Here is a 257-nt window from a genome sequence, read left to right as displayed (position 1 = left end):
CGGTAAAGCTGTGCATGCAACCGTGGCTGGCCGCGTTTTAGCCATCGGTTCGCCGGTCTACGCTGGCCAAGTCGCAATACTGTCGTCCGCGCAGCAGACTCAAATCGAGGCGCTACAACATGACGGCAAGACTGTGTCAGTGCTGTTCGACGAACAGAGCCATGAAGCACTTGGATTGGTAGCTCTGCGGGATGAACCGAGAGCCGATGCACAAGCAGCCGTGGCCCAGCTCAAGGCCATGGGCGTGCGCTCCGTCA

1 pseudogene is annotated in these 257 nt (G+C 59.5%); it reads left to right on the top strand.

Features of this window, described 5'->3' with window-relative positions:
- Positions 1 to 257, top strand: a pseudogene (locus AAEY99_RS21550) (heavy metal translocating P-type ATPase); the annotation flags it as partial.

This window comes from Shewanella sp. S1-58-MNA-CIBAN-0166 (assembly GCF_040310085.1).
In the GTDB taxonomy this organism is placed as follows: domain Bacteria; phylum Pseudomonadota; class Gammaproteobacteria; order Enterobacterales; family Shewanellaceae; genus Shewanella.
Note: the sequence above shows the minus strand (reverse complement) of the source record. Positions and strands in the feature narration are given on the sequence as shown.